The organism is Pseudomonas sp. RU47 (genome assembly GCF_004011755.1).
GTDB lineage: Bacteria > Pseudomonadota > Gammaproteobacteria > Pseudomonadales > Pseudomonadaceae > Aquipseudomonas.
Window position 1 is genome coordinate 3,317,586 of the sequence record NZ_CP022411.1, and the last position, 15,789, is coordinate 3,333,374.

16 protein-coding genes are annotated in these 15,789 nt (G+C 58.5%); 4 read left to right on the top strand and 12 right to left on the bottom strand.

Features of this window, described 5'->3' with window-relative positions; genetic code table 11:
* Positions 1-3 precede the first annotated feature (3 nt).
* Complete coding sequence (locus CCX46_RS14965) at positions 4-495, bottom strand: hypothetical protein (RefSeq protein ID WP_127927606.1); 492 nt, start codon at positions 493-495, stop codon at positions 4-6.
* A gap of 506 nt (positions 496-1,001) precedes the next feature.
* Between CCX46_RS14965 and CCX46_RS14970 the strand changes: the two genes are divergently transcribed.
* Positions 1,002-1,865, top strand: a complete 864-nt coding sequence (locus CCX46_RS14970; protein WP_446730739.1) for a fimbrial protein — start codon at positions 1,002-1,004, stop codon at positions 1,863-1,865.
* 211 nt (positions 1,866-2,076) lie between these two features.
* On the opposite strand, the gene CCX46_RS14980 is transcribed toward CCX46_RS14970, so the two are convergent.
* Genes CCX46_RS14980 through CCX46_RS14990 form a run of 3 tightly spaced genes read right to left on the bottom strand, consistent with a single transcriptional unit; the run spans position 2,077 to position 4,859 of the window.
* Complete coding sequence (locus tag CCX46_RS14980; protein ID WP_127927610.1) at positions 2,077-3,078, bottom strand: NAD(P)H-quinone oxidoreductase; 1,002 nt, start codon at positions 3,076-3,078, stop codon at positions 2,077-2,079.
* A complete protein-coding gene (locus CCX46_RS14985; RefSeq protein ID WP_034154073.1) occupies positions 3,079-3,411 on the bottom strand; it encodes a carboxymuconolactone decarboxylase family protein in 333 nt (110 codons plus the stop codon).
* A gap of 11 nt (positions 3,412-3,422) precedes the next feature.
* Positions 3,423-4,859 carry an NAD-dependent succinate-semialdehyde dehydrogenase gene (locus CCX46_RS14990; protein ID WP_127927612.1) on the bottom strand — a complete coding sequence of 479 codons (1,437 nt, stop codon included), beginning with the start codon at positions 4,857-4,859 and terminating at the stop codon, positions 3,423-3,425.
* Between the two features lie 221 nt (positions 4,860-5,080).
* Here CCX46_RS14990 and CCX46_RS14995 point away from each other — a divergent pair, with 221 nt between their 5' ends.
* Positions 5,081-6,007, top strand: coding sequence for a LysR family transcriptional regulator (locus tag CCX46_RS14995; protein WP_122661952.1), 927 nt, complete (start codon positions 5,081-5,083; stop codon positions 6,005-6,007).
* Between the two features lie 76 nt (positions 6,008-6,083).
* Here the strand turns inward: CCX46_RS14995 and CCX46_RS15000 are convergent, their stop codons facing one another.
* From CCX46_RS15000 to CCX46_RS15025, 6 genes are all read right to left on the bottom strand, one after another.
* The gene (locus tag CCX46_RS15000) at positions 6,084-6,335 is read right to left on the bottom strand and encodes a DUF2790 domain-containing protein (RefSeq protein ID WP_016984519.1); all 252 of its coding nucleotides are present in this window, start codon (positions 6,333-6,335) and stop codon (positions 6,084-6,086) included.
* A 254-nt stretch (positions 6,336-6,589) separates the two neighbouring features.
* Positions 6,590-7,711, bottom strand: coding sequence for an SMP-30/gluconolactonase/LRE family protein (locus CCX46_RS15005; protein ID WP_127927614.1), 1,122 nt, complete (start codon positions 7,709-7,711; stop codon positions 6,590-6,592).
* 123 nt (positions 7,712-7,834) lie between these two features.
* Positions 7,835-8,863, bottom strand: coding sequence for a transketolase family protein (locus CCX46_RS15010; protein WP_127927617.1), 1,029 nt, complete (start codon positions 8,861-8,863; stop codon positions 7,835-7,837).
* On the bottom strand, positions 8,860-9,708 hold the full coding sequence (locus CCX46_RS15015) for a transketolase (RefSeq protein WP_127927619.1): 849 nt from the start codon (positions 9,706-9,708) through the stop codon (positions 8,860-8,862). Before CCX46_RS15015 ends, CCX46_RS15010 begins: the two co-directional genes overlap by 4 nt.
* A gap of 17 nt (positions 9,709-9,725) precedes the next feature.
* Positions 9,726-11,024 (bottom strand): MFS transporter, encoded by a 1,299-nt coding sequence (locus tag CCX46_RS15020; protein ID WP_016984522.1) that lies wholly within the window; start codon positions 11,022-11,024, stop codon positions 9,726-9,728.
* Positions 11,025-11,124: 100 nt separating this feature from the next.
* Positions 11,125-11,874 (bottom strand): SDR family NAD(P)-dependent oxidoreductase, encoded by a 750-nt coding sequence (locus CCX46_RS15025; protein WP_122843954.1) that lies wholly within the window; start codon positions 11,872-11,874, stop codon positions 11,125-11,127.
* 198 nt (positions 11,875-12,072) lie between these two features.
* Between CCX46_RS15025 and CCX46_RS15030 the strand changes: the two genes are divergently transcribed.
* Complete coding sequence (locus CCX46_RS15030) at positions 12,073-12,987, top strand: LysR substrate-binding domain-containing protein (RefSeq protein WP_127927621.1); 915 nt, start codon at positions 12,073-12,075, stop codon at positions 12,985-12,987.
* Between the two features lie 38 nt (positions 12,988-13,025).
* Here the strand turns inward: CCX46_RS15030 and CCX46_RS15035 are convergent, their stop codons facing one another.
* Positions 13,026-13,628 (bottom strand): helix-turn-helix domain-containing protein, encoded by a 603-nt coding sequence (locus CCX46_RS15035; RefSeq protein WP_127927623.1) that lies wholly within the window; start codon positions 13,626-13,628, stop codon positions 13,026-13,028.
* Positions 13,629-13,786: 158 nt separating this feature from the next.
* On the opposite strand from CCX46_RS15035, the gene CCX46_RS15040 reads away from it, so the two are divergent.
* Entirely contained in the window at positions 13,787-14,482 is a 696-nt protein-coding gene (locus CCX46_RS15040) for a B3/B4 domain-containing protein (RefSeq protein ID WP_016986055.1), read from the top strand.
* A gap of 111 nt (positions 14,483-14,593) precedes the next feature.
* Here the strand turns inward: CCX46_RS15040 and CCX46_RS15045 are convergent, their stop codons facing one another.
* The gene (locus CCX46_RS15045; protein WP_127927625.1) at positions 14,594-15,727 is read right to left on the bottom strand and encodes an aminotransferase class V-fold PLP-dependent enzyme; all 1,134 of its coding nucleotides are present in this window, start codon (positions 15,725-15,727) and stop codon (positions 14,594-14,596) included.
* Positions 15,728-15,789: the final 62 nt, after the last annotated feature.

Genomic DNA, 15,789 nt, shown 5'->3' on the forward strand with positions numbered 1-15,789 from the left:
TTATCAGTGCTTGATCGGTGAAGTGAAGTCTTGCACATCGGGTGCAGAATTCTGAGCTGGCGATGCGGTTTGTGCCGTCAGTTGTTCAATGCAGGTGGCGAGTTGTTTTTCATAGCTTTCAAGCACTGCTTCGGCTTCAGCTTCGCGCTCATCACGCAAGCGAAAGAAGTCGTCGCGACTGAGCTGATCCGCTACGAGGCGGATATTTTGCTCGATGATCGCGCACAGAGAGTCTTCATCCTCTAGCGCGGTGCTGGTTTGCGTCGCGCGTTGAGTGTTTTCCAGCTCGGTCTTTGCCGCCTCGGCGGCCTTCGCTTGTTCCTTCGCAGTCACAAGGTCGGTTTCCAGGGCCTGCTTTTGTTCTGCCAGACGCTTGAGTTCTGCGCTCATTGACTGGATAGCATCGGCGCGGTGGGTGAGTTGGACCTCCTGTTGTTGCACCACATCCTTCAGTGGAAACAGTTCATTGAGCTGGTAACCGGCGACCACGGTCATGGCGATCAGCGCCAGTGCCAGAATCGTCAGGCAGTAGATGGCGGCGTTGCTCTGGGGTTTTGCGCTATTGAGGGTATCGAGGGCTCTCACGGAATCGTTTCTCCTATCAAGAGAAGTCAGTGTAATGCCAGAGTTTCGTTGTGCCTTTAAGACGAGTCTTAAATTGGTTGTTGGTTATTTGCGCTGGCAAAGGAAGGTGTTCAACTTGGCCTTTTATAGATAATCCGAATTTAGCTAGCTGGCTATAAGTCCATGAGCATTGTCTGGTTGTTGAATAAATAAACCTTTTGCTCAAGTGTTATTTATTCATTATCTTTTCGCTCCGCTTATGGTGATTTTGCTGCCGGTTAAATATTCGCACCATCGTCAATTATTCAGTTGTTTGCATGCAATGCAGAGTCAGGGGGAGTGTTATGAAGTTATGCCATATATCAATTGTCGGGCTCTTGTACATGCTGTCGTCAAACGCAACGGCGGCGGTATGCGAATTCTATCCCGACAATTCCATGGGCAACCTCCGAGTTGTCCTTCCGGCCACGATCTCGGTGCCGCGGGACACGCCGAACGGCACGGTTATCTATGAAAGCCCAATCGTGACGCTGGGAGCCATTCCCAGTTCGTTCAGGTGCTCTGCGGTACACAATGAAGGGGTGCGAAATTCTGTGGGCACCACCCAGGCGGGCGCGCAGACTTTTCCCATTGGAAATACCGGCATCGGCTGGCAATGGGTTCGACCGCCATCGGGCAAAGTATGGAAAGGCTTTCCGGGTGACTCCGACGTCGCTGGCGGTTGGGGGTGGAATGGCACTGAGCACATCTTGCGGCTTGTAAAGACGGGGGAGATTTCCGGGAGTGCGACGATACCCTCAGGCCAATTAGGGAAATTTGTCGCTGCTGAAATCGAGCCTCTTGCATTGAATACAAGTGGCACGCGGGTGGTCTCACAGTCTTGCGAAACACCCGATGTAAAAGTTGATATGGGTAGCTATAACTTGAGCGATTTCCCGAAGAACGGTGCCTATGCCAAGGAGCAATACTTTTTTCTCAGTATGAAAAACTGTCCTGCCGGAATAAACAACTTCCGCTACTCCTTTTCGCCCACTGCGGGCAGCCCTGCGTGGGACGCTAATACTGGCATGGTAAATCTGAACAGTAGCTCCACTGCCAAAGGTTTGGCATTGCAGATGCGCTTCAGAGACGGGAAGCCACTCAAGCTGAATCAGAACTACATAACAAAAGCGCCTACATCGGAAGGCGGGAATGCATCTGTAGACTTGCAAGCGCGCTTCGTGCGCATCGAGCCTTCCAATGCGCAAATGCGAGCGGGCAATGCCAATGCCGAAATTGCCTTTGTCGTTGAGTATCTATGAGGAGGCCAACAGCTTCTTCACCTCAGCCACAATCATCGCAATGTCGAAAGGCATGGCCAGCCCCACGTCGAACTTTCAAAGAAAGGCATGAGAAGCGGGTTGTCGACATACGGAACAGGTCGACTAAGCCCGAACACTTATGCATGTCAATGCATAAGCAGAAAACGGTGCCCATCAAGGGCACCGTTGTTAATCGACCATTCGACCCGTTTTAAATCAAGTCTTCTGGCTGCATCGTCAAAATGATTTTCCCGACGTTCCCGGAAGACTCCATCCGGCGATGCGCATCGGCAGCCCGCGCTAGAGCAAACGTGCTATCGACGACCGGCTCAAGGCTTCCGGCACCCTCGAAGCGATCAAGCCAGTGATCGCGGAATCGCTTGATCATGGCGTGCTTCTCCGGTTGCGTGCGTGACTTCATCACCGTGCCGATGATTTGCAAGTGGCGGTAAAGAATGTCCTCCAGCGCCACCGTGACGTTGCCGCCACCGCCAAGGATGCCGACCTGAATCAGGCGACCGCCCTTGGCAAGGGACGCGATGTTGCGGGCGAAGTAGGGCTCACCGATAAAGTCGATGATCACATCGACGCCACGCCCATGGGTTTTGTCGGCGATCACTTGAGCGAAGTCCTGCGTCTTGTAATCGATCGCCACGTCTGCGCCCAAATGCTCGACACGCGCCAGCTTGCTGCCTTCGGTGGTCGCATACACCGTGGCGCCGGTGGCGTAAGCCAACTGCACCGCAGCAGACCCGACGCCGCCAGCGGCCGCGTGTATCAGCACCGAATCGCCAGCCTTGAGCCGAGCCAGGTGCATCATCGCTTCATGGGCCGTGACGAAGACCTCGGGAATGGCCGCCGCATGTACATAGTCAACCTGCGCAGGGATGTGCATGGCCATGCGGTAATCGATGCGTGCCTGCTCGGCGTAGGCGCCGCCGCCGACCACACCCATGACGCGATCTCCGACCTCGAACCCCGTCACCGCTTTACCTTTGCCGATCACTTCGCCAGCGATTTCCAGGCCGATGATCAGCGAGTCACCGAAATTCGGATGGCCGTACCCACCGGTCCGGTGAGTCAGATCCGCACGGTTCACCCCGGCGGCATAGACACGCACCAGCAGGTCGTCGGGACGGACTTCAGGATTGGCGACCTCGACGAGTTCGAGGACGTCTGGCGCACCGAATTCTATGATGTTGATGGCTTTCATTCAGTTGTTCTCCGTTTCGCTGAACGTGGCGTTGGCGATAGCAGACGCAGTGATGGCGCCAGGGAAGCCCACATAGAAAGCCAGGTGCGTGATCGCTGCCGCCAGTTCGTCTTGGGTTACACCGTTGCCAGCCGCGCGGCGTAAGTGGGCAGGCAACTCTTCCGAGTGACCAGCGGCTATCAATGCCGCCACGGTGATCAGGCTACGGTCGCGCGGGGACAGCGCCGGGTCACTCCAGATTTGCGGATAAAGCGTCGAGTCGACGAATTGCGACAGCTTTGGCGTGAACGCGCGCGCGGCTTCGCGAGGACTGCTGAAATTGAGCTTGGACATGGGCGAGTTCCTTAAACCTGGCTGATGAATTTGTGGGTCAGATAGTGCTCGATGCCTTCAATGCCGCCTTCGGAGCCGTGACCGCTTTCTTTCATGCCGCCGAACGGGAGCTCGGTCGCGACGATGCGGTATTGGTTGATGCCGATCATCCCGGCCTCTAATCCGTCGGCGACGTCAATGGCCGTGCGCGCGCTGGAGGTGAACGCGTAGGCCGAGAGTCCGTAGGGCAGGCGGTTGGCTTCTTGCAGTCCATCGGCCAGCTCATCGAACCGCATCAGCACGGCGATGGGGCCGAAGGGTTCTTCGTGCATGACGCGGGCGTTCATCGGCACATCTGCCAGAACGGTGGGCTGGAAGAAGTAGCCCTCGCCTGACAAGGCTTCGCCACCGACCAATACCCGTGCACCTTTTTCGACGGCATCGGCGACCAGTTCTTCCATTTTTGCCAATTGCCTTGGGTTGGCTAACGGTCCGACCTGAGTGTCCGGATGCAGGCCGTCACCGATTCTCAGGGCTTGGGTCGCCGCGACAAAGTGATCGACAAAGGCTTGATAGGCGCCACGCTGGATCAGAAACCGAGTGGATGAAATGCACACCTGCCCGGTGCCGCGAAAGCGGTTGGCGACGCCCTCAACGGCGGCTTTTTCAATGTCGGCATCTTCGAACACCAGCACCGGTCCGTGCCCGCCCAGTTCAAGGGTGATGGGCTTGACGCCTTCGGCAGCGCGTGCAGACAGCAGACGACCGATGGGCACCGAGCCGGTGAAGGTCACCTTGCGAATGATCAGCGAGGCGATCAGATGGCTGGACACTTGATCCGGTACGCCAAACACCACTTGCAGCACACCCTTGGGCAATCCTGCATCGTCGAGTGCACGCGCCAGGGCCAGTGCTGTGGAGGGGCTTTCCTCACCCGGTTTGAGGATGACGCTGCAACCGGCGGCCAGTGCTGCCGAGAGCTTGCGTGCCGGGGTGATGGCCGGGAAATTCCACGGTGTAAATGCGGCCACCGGGCCGATGGCCTGGCGTTTGACCAGTTGCAACACGCCTGGTCGGTTAGCCGGGACCACACGGCCATCGATACGCCGGGCGCTTTCGGCGAACCATTCGAAATACTCCGCCGCACGGGTCACTTCATCGAGGCTTTCATTCAGCGGCTTGCCTTCCTCCAGGGTCATCTGCGCGGCGATCTGCGGTGCACGCTCGAGGATCAGGTCGGCGGCACGCTTGAGGATTTTTGCGCGTTTGTCAGGCACGGTCTGGCGCCATTGCTCGAAGCTCAGGCGAGTCACTTCCAAGGCGTGATCAAGATCGCCTGCGGTGGCGAGCGGGACGCGGCCGATTTCCCGGCCGGTCGCCGGGTTGACGACAGCAGCGGTATCGCGCCCTTCGGCACTGATCCATTCACCACCGATGAAAAGATAAAGCGGGTCGTAGGAAGTCTTCATGATGCGCCCTTCAGTTGGTTGTCAGAGATTCGTAAGAAACCCGGCGCCGGTTCAGGCAGCCTGTGCAACCAAGTCTATGGAAGGAGGGGCCATTGATTTAGACGGGCCAGAGGGAATCATTGTTGTCGCCAGAGGTAATATCGAGCCGCGGGCCGAACGTGTAGCATCCGGAAAAAGTGCGCGCTATCACGGGTGAGCGTCAGATCTACAGGAAGGTCGCGATGGATAAACTTTCGAACATGTCGGTGTACATAAAGGTTGTCGAGATGGGCAGTTTCACGGCCGTGGCCAATCATCTGGATTCCACCGTCGGTAACGTATCGCGTGCTGTATCGGCGCTGGAAAACGTGCTCGACGCACGTCTGTTGCAACGCTCGACCCGACGCCTGTCGGTCACCGATGCCGGGCGACGGTTCTATGAGCGCTGCACGAAAATTCTCGCTGATCTGGAGAGTGCCGAAGCCGAAGCCAGCAATGCCGCGCTGGAGCCTCGGGGAACACTGCGGGTGCATTGCGTTCCTGGGCTGGCCCGGCATCTGGTCACCGGGGCCGTGCTGGAGTACCGCCAGCAATTCCCGGAGGTGACGGTGGATTTATTGCTCTCGCAACGCATGCCTAACCTGTTGGAAGACCAACTGGATGTCTCGATCCTGATCGCCCGCGCGCTCCCCGATTCGGCGTATGTCAGCCAGAAGATCGGTGTCAGCCATTGTGTGTTGGTGGCGTCGCCAGACTACTTGGCCCGGCATGCGGCTCCCGAGACGCCAGAAGACCTGCGTGATCACCAGTGTCTGCTGTTGGGCACCGTCGACTATGTGCGGGATGAGTGGCAACTCAAGAGCAAGGCCGGGGACGCGACGTTTGTCCCGACAGGGCCAAGTTTCAGCGTCAACGATATGGATGCGATGGCGCTGGCCATTCGAGAGGGCGCGGGGATTGGCTTGCTGGCCGGATTTACGGCCATCGATGATTTGCGTTCCGGCAAGCTCGTGCGGGTTTTGCCTGACTACCATACCTATGAGCGTAACGTGTACGCCGTCTATACCTCTCGGCAGTTTGTCGATGCAAAAATCACCCGGTTTATTGAAACGCTGAAAGATCGGGTTGGCAGTCAGCTGGCAGCCACGGCCAAAGAACTGATCGATTGAAATACTGCGGAGCAAAAAGGTATTTGCGCCTCGATGAGACCACTCTCCGAGGCGCAATGATGGGTAAACAGCTGACTTAGCCCTGGCTGCAACGGCCCATGACGTTATAGGCCAGTACATGGCGTTTGCCTTGCGAGTCCTGGTAAGTCATGTGCGTCGGTACCACTGCGCAAACATCCGGCACCGGTTCTTCAGAGATGACCTTGGCGACATCCAGGTGGGTACCGTAGCGATATTGCTCGACCTGTTTAGTCGTTGCAGGACCGTCCTGCGCTGCTACCACAGAGCTGAAGCCCAAGAGTGCGACGATGATCATTGCCGTTTTCATGATGAGATTTCCTAAAGTAAGTGTGATGTTGCTGGCAGGACGAACTTTAGGCTTGAGGGTGTTGCGCAAACAGGCGTGAATCTGGGAAAGACTTTTATCAATTTCGAACACAATCTTGGGGTGCCTGACGCTAGGGCGTTTCACAGGGGCCGGCGAGGCGGGATAGTAACCGGGCTTGAATGCCGCGCACCCTTGGATGCGCGGCAGACTATCGTTTCGATACTCACGAAACTGTCGCGAGACGAACCGCGCTTTTACAACGCAAACGTAGTCCCACGAGTATTCACGAACAGCGAATAGATCGAGTGACTGCTGGCCATGAACAGCCGATTCCCTTCGCGCCCGCCAAAGCACAAATTCGGGCAACGCTCTGGCAGCGATATGTGCCCGATGGCCTTGCCCTGCGGATTGAAAACGCGCACGCCGTCGAGTTTTTCCAGGTCGGCCTTGGGATCACCATTGCCGCCCCAGCCGCACCACAGGTTGCCGGCTTCGTCGCATTTGATGCCGTCGATGGCGGCATAGTCCAGCCCTTCGATGTGCTTGCGGCGCTCGCCGAGTGTGCCGTCGTCCTTCACGGCGATTGCCCAGATCAGGCGATTGGGCTTGGCGCGACCTTCGACGACGTACAGGGTTTTTTCATCAGGCGAAAAGCACAGGCCGTTGGGGCCGTTGAGGTCGTCGATGACCCGCGTGACTTTTTTGCTCTCGCCGTCGATGCGGTACACGGCGTGGGGTTGGCTCGGGGTGATTTTGTGGCCTTCGTAGTTGTTGCTGGTCTGGAAGGGCGGGTCGGTGAACCAGATTGATCCGTCACTTTTGCAGACGATGTCGTTGGGCGAGTTGAAGGGCTTGCCGTCGAAGCTGTCGGCCAGCACGGTGATCGTGCCATTGGCTTCGGTGCGCGTGATGCGCCGGCCTTCACTGGTGGTGGTGGAGCCTTCGCAGACGATCAGACGCCCTTGGCGATCCCGGCACATGCCGTTGGAAAAGTTCGAATGTTCGCGGTACACGCTGAAGGTGTCGGTGATCTCGTCCCAGCGCATGATGCGATTGTTGGGGATGTCGCTGACCAACAAATAGCGGCCATCACCGACCCAGACCGGTCCTTCGGCCCAGCGCATGCCGGTGGCAAGTTTTTCAACACTGGCGTTGAAAACACGTAGTTCGAGGAAGCTGTCGTCGAGGATATGAATCAGCGGATCTGGATACCGCTGACTCAAGGGTTCGGCGGCCTCGGCGAGTCGGGGCAGTGCGGCACTGCCGACGGTGGCGAGCGTAGCGGAAACAGCCAAGGATTTTTTCAGGAAGCTGCGGCGGCTGTTGCCTTGCGCTCGGTTGAGGCTTTCAGGTTTGGCGGACAGGCATGAGTCCATGTAGCGATCTCCGTGGTTTTATTTTTTTTCGGGGAGACGTAGTAATACCTTGTGATAGGACATCGTACAAGTTGTTCGTTGTCCGCGAGTTGTAGGGCGCTTGTCCATAAGCGCCCTGATCGGTCAGCGGTCCAGCCAGAGCTTGATCTGCGCGCAGACGGCCTGGGTAGAAATGCCGTAACGATCATGCAGTGTCGGCAAAGCACCCGCGTCCAGAAACGCGTCCGGCAAGGCGATCTGCCTGAACGCTGGCGTGACACCGTTACGCAGCAGCACACCAGCGACGGCCTCGCCGAGTCCGCCAATAATCGAGCTGTTTTCTGCGGTAACCACCAGACGACCGGATTTGCGTGCCTCGGCAAGAATGGTTTGTTCATCCAGCGGCTTTATCGTCGGTACGTGCAACACGGCGACATCGACGCCATCGGCTTGCAGTTTCTTGGCGGCTTCCAGTGCACGCATGGTCATCAGGCCGGTGGAGATGATCAGCACATCGTTACCGGTGCGCAGGGTTTTGGCTTTGCCGATCTCGAACTGATAGCCGTACTCGTCGAGCACCAGCGGTACGTTGCCGCGCAGCAAACGCATGTACACAGGCCCCTGATGCGCGGCGATCGCGGGTACGGCCTGTTCGATTTCCAGGGCATCGCAGGGGTCGACAATCATCAGGTTGGGCATGGCACGGAAGATGGCCAGGTCATCGGTGGCCTGGTGGCTGGGGCCGTATCCGGTGGTGAGACCGGGCAGGCCGCAGACGATTTTGACGTTGAGGTTTTCCTCGGCGATGGCCATGCAGATGAAGTCATAGGCACGCCGCGAAGCAAACACCGCATAGGTCGTGGCAAAGGGGACGAAGCCTTCACGGGCCATGCCCGCGGCTGCACTCATCAGCAGTTGCTCGGCCATGCCCATTTGATAGAACCGGTCCGGGTGGGCCTTGGCGAAGATGTGCAGGTCGGTGTATTTGGACAGGTCGGCCGACAGGCCGACGATGTCCTGGCGTTGATCAGCCAGCGCCGCCAGCGCATGACCGAAAGGCGCGGCTTTTGTGGCTTGGCCCTCCGAAGCGATGGACGCGATCATCGCCGACGTGGTCAGGCGTTTCTTGCTCGGTTCGGCAGTCGGCATGGGTGTTTTGACGGCGTTGTTCATTGGTTTTTTCCTTCTTCAAGATTGCGCAGCGCCAGGTCCCATTCGTGCTCTTCCACACGGATGAAGTGGGTTTTCTCGCGGGTTTCCAGGAAGGGCACGCCTTTGCCCATTTTGGTGTCGCAGATGATCACTCTTGGTTGGCTGCCAGAATGATTGCGCGCGGCATCGAATGCGCTGACCAGCGCCTCCAGATCATTGCCGTCGACGCGCTGGGTGAACCAGCCAAACGCCTGCCAGCGATCGACGATGGGTTCGAACGAAAGGATTTCACTGGAGTGACCGTCAGCTTGCTGGTTGTTGACGTCGACGATGGCGATCAGGTTGTCGAGCTTCCAGTGCGAAGCCGACATGACCGCTTCCCACGTCGAGCCTTCGTTCAACTCGCCATCGGACAGCAGGTTGTAGACGAAGGAGGGCGAATCTTTGCGCTTGAGTCCCAGGCAGGCGCCGACCGCGATGCCCAAGCCTTGGCCCAGCGAGCCGCCGGTGATTTCCATGCCCGGGGTGTAGGCGGCCATGCCCGACATCGGCAGGCGACTGTCGTCCGAGCCGTAGGTTTCCAGCTCTTCGAGCGGGATGATCTCGGCTTCAATCAGCGCTGCGTACAGCGCAATGGCGTAGTGACCGATGGAGAGGTAGAAGCGATCGCGCTGCTCCCATTCAGGGTCTGTGGGGCGATGATTCATCGCATGAAAGTAAGAGACCGCCAGCAGATCGGCAGCGCCGAGTGCCTGGCCGACGTAGCCCTGACCCTGGACCTGGCCCATGCGCAGCGCGTGGCGGCGAATGTTGTGCGCGCGCTCCGTCAGGCTCAGGGATGCAGCGTGTGAAAGATTAGTCGTCATGATGAAACTCCGTTAACTCAACGATTGACCAGGGCGGCGGGAATGCGCAGGACCAGACTGGCGCCGAGGAACAGCACGCCCGTAATCAGGTACATGCCGATGGCGCTGGAGCCGGTCAGGGTGGTGATCCAGCCGATCAGATAAGGCGAGCAGAACCCGGCGAGATTGGCGAAGCTGTTGACCGCGGCGATGCCAGCGGCGGCAGACACCCCGCCGAGCAGCGTGGTGGGCAGCATCCAGAACAGCGACGTTGCGGACAAAATGCCGGAAGCGGCCAGGCACAGACTGAGGATCGACAGCGTTGAGTTGCCGCCCATCATCGCCGCCAGGCTCAAGCCGATCGCCCCGGCAATCATCGGCACGATGAGGTGCCAGCGGCGCTCGCGATGTTTGTCACCACTGCGGCCCACCAACAACATCGCGACGATGGCGCACAGGTAGGGCAGGCTGGTCATAAAACCGATGTGCAGCGGGTCGGAAACCCCCGCATTGCGCACCAGTGTGGGCAGCCAGAAGGTGATTGCGTACTGGCCCATCACCACGCAGAAGTAGATGGCTGCCAGCAGCCATAACCGGCGATCGCGAATGAATTCGCCAACCGAGGCGTGGGTGACTTTTTGCTGATCGTCTTCGGCCAGTTCGCGAGTGATCAGGGCTTTTTCTTCGTCATTGAGCCAAGTGGCTTGATGCACGCCGTCTTTCAGATAGCTCAGCACCAGCAGCCCGACGATGACGGTCGGTACCGCCTCCAGAACGAACATCCACTGCCAGCCGGCCCAACCGTGCACGCCGGCGAAGTGGTTCATGATCCAGCCGGAAAGCGGACCACCGACCATGCCTGACAGCGGAATGGCGATGAACCACAGCACCGTCATGCGTGCCCGACGGTAGGACGGAAACCAGTAGGTGAGGTAGAGCAACAGGCCCGGCGCCAGACCGGCTTCGGCAATCCCCAGCAGAAAGCGCAACGCATAGAATTGCCACGCGGTTTCGACGAAGGCGAACAGCGCCGAAACGATGCCCCAGGTGATCATGATCCGCGCGATCCACACGCGCGCACCGACCTTGTGCAGAATGATGTTGCTGGGCACTTCGCAGAGGAAATAGCCGATGAAGAACACGCCGGCGCCCAGTCCGTAGACCGTTTCGCTGAGGGCCAGATCGTTCATCATTTGCAGCTTGGCGAAGCCGACGTTGACCCGATCCAGATAGGCGCACAAATAGCACAGCATCAGGAAAGGCATCAGGCGCCAGGCCGTTTTGCGATAGGCAGAGGAGCGCACGGTCGAAACCGCTTCGAGCGACAGGGTAGTCATGATGGTCTGATCTCTTGTTTTTATTGACCGCCAGGCCATCAGGCCCGGCTGCATCATCGATCCAGAACCGCACGGGCCGCACAGGCCCGCCCAGAAATACTCAGTGAATCAGCATGCCGCCGTTCACATCCAAAGTGATGCCAGTCAGATAAGAGGATAAGTCGCTGGCCAGAAACAGCGCAGCGTTGGCGACGTCCTGTGCTTCACCCAAGCGACCCAGCGGAATGCCGTCGATGATTGCGTGACGGCGCTCGTCCTGCATCAGGCCGCCGGTGATGTCGGTGTGGATCAGGCCCGGCGCGATGGAGTTGACGCGAATGTTGTCGGGGCCCAGCTCCCGTGCCATGGCTTTGCCCAGACCCAGCACACCGGCCTTGGCCGCGCTGTAATGCGGGCCTCCGAAAATGCCGCCACCGCGTTGCGCAGACACCGACGACATGCAGACGATGCTGCCGCTGGCCTGCTGACGCATAAGCGGAATCACCGCTTGGGACATGAGCAGGGTGCCACGCAGGCTGACGTCCAGCACCTTGTCGTAGTCCGAGGGACGAATGTCGAGGGTCTTGAGTGGCTGGGTAATGCCGGCGTTGTTGACGAGGATATCAATGCGCCCGAAGTGCTCGATGATGGTGGCGACGGCTTGCTGAACCTGCGCCTCGTCCGCGACGTTAGCCGCCAGTCCCAGGTGACCTTCGCCCAGCGACGCAGCAGCGTCGCGCGCGGCGGATGCATCCAGATCAAGGATCACGACACGAGCGCCTTGTTGTGCGAACGTCGTTGCTGTAGCGCGGCCGATGCCACGGGCAGATGCGGCACCGGTGATGATTGCGACTTTGCCTTGGAGAAGCATGGAGGTGTTCCTCTAATTGTTTTTATGGGTTCGGTCCGCAAAGAACCGATGACTCAGCTTGTCCTCCAGACCGGCCCTGAGCAATAACGCAAACTTCACTGGGTGCTGAAAAAAATTCAGCACTCGCCAGCGCTGTCTGCCAATGCTTGAATAGCCATAAGCCCGGCCCAAGCCACTTGCAGCGGAAAAACAATCATCATGAGTTCATCTGGCGATGCACCTGCGACCCTGCCACCCCTGAAAGCCATTCAGGCCTTTGAGCAAACGGCGCGCTTCGGCAACGTTTCCCGCGCCGCCGAATTGCTGGACTTGACCCCGTCAGCGGTCAGTCACCAGTTGGCCAAGCTGGAGGCGATGATCGGGCGTCAGCTATTTCTCAGAACAGCCAGAGGCGTGACACTGACTCCAGTGGGCGAGCAATACCTGACTGAAGTGTCCGGCATCCTGCACAGCCTGGCGGTGGCGACAGAGCGTGCCGCCAGCGATGTCAGCCTCGATTGCCTGCGGTTGCACTCGTCGCCCAGCTTCGGGCTGCTGTGGCTGATGCCGCGGCTGGAACAGTTCCGCCAGAGTCATCCCGACATCCAGCTCAATCTGTCGTGTTCTTACGAATCACTGCATTTCAGTCGCGACAAGATCGATGTCGACATCCGTCACGGCATGCCCAATTGGCCAAGTTTCGAAGTCCGTACGGTGCGCAATGAAAAGATCGCGGTTCTGGCGTCACCGAAACTGCTGCAGCAGCGCCCGATCCGCACAGTCGCGGATCTGCTCGACTGCAATCTGATCCTGTCGGAAGCGACGCTGATCAAGTGGCCGCAGCTGTTTGCTCAACATGGCCTGTCGCGCCCTGAAAAACCCTATTCACTCAGCTTTGACCGCTCCTACATGACATTGGAGGCAGCCAGCCACGGTCTTGGGTTTGCGTTGGAAAGCACGCTGCTCGCGCAGGATTATCTGGCGCGTGGTGCTTTAGTCGAGGTAGCGCCGGGGCTGAGTGCCCCGATCACCGCACACCACCTGGTGTTCCCGAGAGCGCACGCCGGTTTTCCGCGGGTCAGGCGATTTCTGGAGTGGATGCAGAATGAGCTGGGGCACGACTTCAACTACTGACAGTTATGTCATGAAGCCTGTGCCCGAATGTCGGGTATCTACTGATGTATCTCGGTCACGGACATGGTGAACACCAACCTGGATCTGCCCGCGTTGGAATAGGAGTGAGGCACATCAGTTTTCGCCACTGCCGAACTCCCGGCAGGAATGATCAGCTCTGTTTCCCCGATCATGCATTTCAACGTGCCTTTCTCTACATGGAACAGTTCAAGCGTGCCTTGAGGGTGCCCCGGTGAAGCGAACGATTCACCAGGATGCATTTCCCAGCGCCATAACTCGATCATGTTCGGGCCGGACGTTCCTGCAAGAAGTCGCGCAGTGCCTCCAAGGTCACCGGTCCAGAGCGTGGGGATATCCTGGCTTTCGATGATATGGGCAGAGGGGGCCTCGGTCACATTGACGATGTCGGCAACCGACAGGCCCAGCGCGGCGGCGATTTTGCAAAGAATGCCGATACTGGGATTCGCGGTGCATTTTTCTATTTCGACGACCATTCCTTTGCTCACGCCTGAGCGCCGAGAAAGCTCGTCCAGCGTGATTTTCTGTGCCTTGCGGGCTTGTTTGAGTGTGCGTGCGACGGCCAGGCTGACGGCTTGAGCATCAGCACCTGGGGTAGTCGACAAGCTGGTATTCATGGTCATTGATCAGGTTCATGAAAAAAAGTGCTGGAATTTTCGGCCCTTAACGATCGTGGCGTCAATCGACTCACCCACTGAAGCGGAACATGATGGTCATTATATTGACTAAATCGGTCGTCGATAGATAGCATGAAACACCATTTGAATCCTGGAGGTTTTTGATGCTGTCCGTACTGCCGTTGATCGATCCAGCCGTTGCAGAACTGGCTCCGGGGTTCCGGGCCCTGAGCATTGTGGTGGAAGCTGCACCACTCACCCGTCCTGAAGTTGCCCGGGCCGCCCTGGATCACGCTTGCAAGGCTGTGCAGGCGGGTGGTCCAAGCTGGGGAGACGCTCACCTTGCCGCCTGGGCCGACGCCTTCAGAAAGTTCGGGGCCAAGCCACAGCGCACGCCTTGTTCAGCCGAAGCGTTGCGTAAAAGGGTTTTACGTGACGGGACCTTGCCGAGCCTCGATCCCATCGTCGATCTCTACAACGCCATCAGCATCGAGTACGCCATTCCGGTAGGCGGGGAAAATATAGAGGCTTATGCAGGCGCTCCGCATCTTGTCGTCGCCAATGGCAGCGAGCCCTTTGACACGATGAAAGAGGGCGTTCCCGCTGTCGAGTATCCAGATGCCGGCGAAGTGGTCTGGCGCGATGACAAAGGCGTGACCTGCCGCCGCTGGAATTGGCGGCAAGGTGTCAGAACCCGCCTTGGGGCCGATGCGCAGAACATGTGGTTCATTCTCGAGAGTTTGCCAGCGATGCCGCTTGAAGCCTTGACTGAAGCAGGGGACAAGCTGATCGCAGGTTTGCAGCAAATGATGCCCGGCGTGCAGATTGAAAGCTCGCTGATTGGTCCCGGGGCCAAATAGTCGATAGACCACTGAACAGAATGATGAACCGCCTTGCTGGAAGAAGGGCACACGTCGGGATGCCCTTCTTGAGTTCAAAGGTTCGGAATTTGCTGCGGGCACCATTGGGTCTTAGCCAACCCTCACCTCATCCAGTGCCTGCTCCAGCAGGCTGACCGTGCGCTCGATATTCTGCAGCTTCTCCAGGCCGAACAGGCCGAGGCGGAAGGTCTGGAAGTCGGCCGGCTCATCGCATTGCAACGGCACGCCGGCAGCGATCTGCAAGCCGTGCTGGGCAAATTTCTTGCCGTTCTTGATGTCGGCATCATCGGTGTAGCTCACCACGACTCCGGGTGCCTGAAAGCCCGCAGCGGCCACGCTTTTGAAACCCCTGTCGATCAACAACGCACGCACCCGATCGCCCAGCGCCTGTTGCTCGTCGCGAACCTTGTCGAACCCGTACGCTTGCGTCTCTTTCATCACGTCATTAAAGCGTGCAAGGGAATCGCTGGGCATGGTCGCATGGTAGGCATGTCCGCCTTGTTCGTAGGCCTGCATGATTTGCAGCCACTTTTTCAGGTCGCAGGCGAAGCTGCTGCTTTGCGTCTGTTCGATACGCTCGAGCGCCGCAGCACTGAACATCACCAGGGCGCAGCAAGGGGAGGCGCTCCAGCCTTTCTGCGGAGCGCTGATCAGCAGGTCGACGGCGCATTTGTGCATATCCACCCAAATGGTGCCGGAGGCAATGCAGTCCAGCACAAACAGACCACCCACCGCATGCACGGCGTCGCCAACGGCTCGCAGGTACTCGTCGGGCAGGAGGATCCCGGATGAGGTTTCAACGTGGGGCGCGAAGACCACTTTCGGCTTCTGCGCGGCAATGGCGGCCAGCACTTCGTCCAGCGGCGGCGGGGCGTAGGCCGCCTGGCGCCCCGTCTCGATCGGCCGGGCTTTGAGCACCGTGGTAGCCGCCGGGATATTGCCCATCTCCAGAATCTGGCTCCAGCGATAACTGAACCAGCCGTTGCGTATCACCAGGCATTGCTGGCCGGTGGCGAACTGTCGCGCCACCGCTTCCATGCCGAAAGTGCCGCTGCCTGGAACCACCGCCACCGCTTCGGCGTTGTAGACCTGTTTCAGGGTCGTGGAAATGTTCTTCATCACGCCTTGAAAGGACTGCGACATGTGGTTCAGCGAGCGGTCGGTGTAGACCACTGAGTACTCGACCAATCCCTCGGGATCGATGCTCGGATAAAGCTTGGACATGGTGACTCCTTTGGCAGAGGGGTAAACATCATTGGCAAGCAAGTGTAGGCAAAGGGCAGGGA